Origin of the sequence: Robiginitalea sp. (assembly GCF_049588695.1) — a bacterium.
In the GTDB taxonomy this organism is placed as follows: Bacteria; Bacteroidota; Bacteroidia; order Flavobacteriales; family Flavobacteriaceae; genus Robiginitalea.
Map to the genome: position 1 here is coordinate 1 of NZ_JBAVZJ010000198.1, position 3,073 is coordinate 3,073.

Here is a 3,073-nt window from a genome sequence, read left to right on the forward strand (position 1 = left end):
CAGGGCTGCGTACAAGAGCCTGTGTACGAGTTGTTCACTACGGCTGCCTCCTTTGGGAAAAAACTTCATCAGGGCGATGACGTATTCATCCTTGCGATACCGACCCAGGGTTTTCCCGCGGGCGAGAATACGATCGTGGACCATTTTAAAGTGCCCCATTTCCTCCCGGGACAAGGCGATCATTTCCTGAACAAGGTCCGGGTATTCCGGAAAGGTGACGATCAGGGAGATGGCCGTACTGGCCGCTTTCTGCTCACAAAAGGCGTGGTCTGTCAGGATTTCATCGATATTTTTTTCAACGATATTGACCCACCGTGGATCCGTGGGAAGCTTTAAACCGAGCATATGTGTGTAGTTTAACGCAAAGGTAAAAGAATTCACCCCGCATGCCAAAGACATCGAATTCTGGTTTTGAGGGCAATTCCGCTGGGGGTTATGAGGAGGTTCGAACCGTATTCTAAAGCGATCGTTTGAGTCGCGAATGGACAGTGTCTAAAAATCTTACCGCTACAGATCCAGGTCAAAGGTTCTGCGGAGCAGGTCGATGGCCGGGTTTTTCTCCTTGAGTTTCTCGTATTTCTCCTCAGGGGTAAAGGCGTATTGCCGGGCCACTTCTTCATTGACGGTAATACGAAGTTTTAAACTGTAATTATTGAGGGACTTTCTCAGGAAGGTCATCAGGTCCAGCTGATCCCGTTCCACTTCTTTTTTCATGGTGCTGTTGGGCAGTTCAATGCTGATGAGGTGCCCCTCCTGCAATTTTGGGGTATCCGTGGCCAGGCTGGAAGCCAGTATTTTTTTTCCTTTAGATTCTGTCCTTTCGGTAAACTCCTGCCAGAGTGCAATTAGTTTTTCGGGCTCCACAGGGTCTTCAGGTAGATTTTCAGGTTCGGGTTGCTGCGCCTTTTTTTGAGCTTCGTGTAATTTCTTGGCCCGAATGGAGGAGAGGGAAAGCCCCGAGACTTTGGCCTCCCTTTTATCTTTCAGGGCAATTTTGACGGGCTGCTCAGGCACCGGGACATCTTCCGCTGGTGTTGGTTTTGTGGCAGAAACCTCTGGGGAAGCGACAGGTGGGGTAACCTGGGCATGCCCGGGTAGGGAAATCTCAGAACCCGCTGGTGGTTCTCCAAGCCTCGTGTTGGCTTCGGGATTCCCTAAGCTTTCCTTACCCTGGGTTGCCGGGATCGTCGGGGTTTGTATTTTTTGAAAGGGTGGTTGGGGTGCAGGTGCCTGACCGTGAAAGTGGGATGCCGAAATCAGTGGGGTGTCCTGCTGACTACCCTTTTTTTTTTCGGCCACGCCTATGGAGGCGAGTTGCATCAGGCATAATTCCACAAGGAGCCGGTGGTTGCTGCTCGCTTTGTAGTTCAATTCACAGGTGTTGGCCAGATCCAGCGCGTTTAAAAGAAATTCAGAATCTACTTCTTTAGCCTGTTCCAGAAACTGTTCTTTCACCGCGTCACTGGTATCCAAAAGGGCAATGGTCTGGGCATCGCGACAGACCATGAGATCCCGAAAATGGGAAGCCAGGCCGCTGATAAAATGATGCCCTTCAAAGCCGGCACTCAGTACCTGATTGAAATAAACCAGGAGTCCCGGGATATCGTGGGCTAAAATGAGACGGGTCGCTTGAAAATAAACCTCTACATCGAGGACGTTGAAGTTTTCAGCCACCGCTTTTCGGGTCAGGGTGTTTCCCGCGAAACTGACGACCCGGTCAAAAATCGAAAGCGCATCCCGCATGGCCCCATCTGCCTTTTGAGCTATGATATGTAAGGCGTCTTCCTCAGCCTCAATACCCTGTTCCAAGGCTATTTTTTTAAGGTAAGCCACCGCATCGGATGTCGTAATCCTTTTGAAATCGAAGATTTGACAGCGGGAGAGGATCGTGGGAATGATCTTGTGTTTTTCGGTAGTGGCCAGAATAAAAATGGCGTGGGCAGGCGGCTCTTCCAGGGTTTTGAGGAAAGCATTAAATGCATTCTGAGAGAGCATGTGCACCTCATCGATGATATAGACCTTGTATTTTCCAGTCTGAGGGGGTATACGTACCTGGTCGGTCAGGTTCCGGATATCATCCACAGAGTTATTCGAGGCCGCATCGAGCTCGAAAATATTAAAGGCAAAATCCTCACCTTCCTGCTCATGGCCGTCTTCATTGATTTTTTTTGCCAGTATTCGGGCACAGGTGGTTTTTCCCACCCCCCTGGGCCCACAAAACAACAAGGCCTGGGCCAGGTGGTTTTTTTCGATAGCATTCAATAGCGTCTCCGTGATGGTCTGCTGACCAACGACTTCCTCAAAATGCTGAGGTCTGTACTTTCGGGCGGATACGATAAAAGGTTCCATCATTCAGGGCGCTGGTATTGACGTTTTTGTGCCTTCTCACAAATATACAGATCACATTGGGAATCCCCACCGGATCTGGGGCAGGAATCCCGATTTTATCAACAATTGGAGTACCTTTGTCGCACAGCAGGTCGGCCTGTCGCCCCGCCTATTTGGCGGGGAGGAAAGTCCGGACACCATAGTGCAGCATAGCGGGTAACGCCCGTCCACCGCGAGGTGCGGACCAGTGCAACAGAAAGCAAGTACAGTTCGGCTGTAGTGAAATCGGCAAACTCTATGCGGTGCAACGCCATGTAGGTCGGCATTTGAGGGCTGCACGCTCAAGCCGACGGGTAGGCGGATGGAACCCCGGGGTAACGCGGGGTCTAGATAAATGACGGGAATCCCGACCTCAGGGTCGGGCATACAGAATCCGGCTTATGACCTGCTGTTTTTTTACTTCAGGGCCTGAAAAAACTAAAAATGGTGCTACCGTATTTCCGGGCAGAATCGAAGTGTTCTAATTCGCTCAGATCCCTTTTTGTGCTGTGTTCCACAATGAGGATTCCGTCTTCTTTTACTAATTCCCTTTCAAAGCAAAGTGAAACAATTTCGCTGAGTTGTTCCTGGGAAAAATCATAGGGAGGGTCTGCAAAGACCAGGTCAAAAGATTCCGTACATCGCTTTAGAAAGGCGGATACGTCCCTTTTAAAAACGGTAACGGGGATTGCGAGTAGGTTGGAGG

The 3,073-nt window shown here is 50.2% G+C and carries 3 protein-coding genes and 1 other RNA gene; 1 reads left to right on the plus strand and 3 read right to left on the minus strand.

The window, feature by feature from the left end; translation table 11 throughout:
* The coding region (gene miaE, locus WBV75_RS04775) for a tRNA isopentenyl-2-thiomethyl-A-37 hydroxylase MiaE (RefSeq protein WP_424119508.1) at positions 1-345 on the minus strand (345 nt) is incomplete at its 3' end.
* A gap of 162 nt (positions 346-507) precedes the next feature.
* Entirely contained in the window at positions 508-2,349 is a 1,842-nt protein-coding gene (locus tag WBV75_RS04780; RefSeq protein ID WP_424119509.1) for a DNA polymerase III subunit gamma/tau, read from the minus strand.
* Between the two features lie 123 nt (positions 2,350-2,472).
* Here WBV75_RS04780 and rnpB point away from each other — a divergent pair.
* Positions 2,473-2,784: RNase P RNA component class A (rnpB, locus tag WBV75_RS04785), an RNA gene on the plus strand.
* A gap of 5 nt (positions 2,785-2,789) precedes the next feature.
* Here rnpB and WBV75_RS04790 read toward each other — a convergent pair.
* A partial coding sequence (locus WBV75_RS04790) for an RsmD family RNA methyltransferase (RefSeq protein WP_424119507.1) occupies positions 2,790-3,073 on the minus strand: 284 nt, incomplete at its 5' end.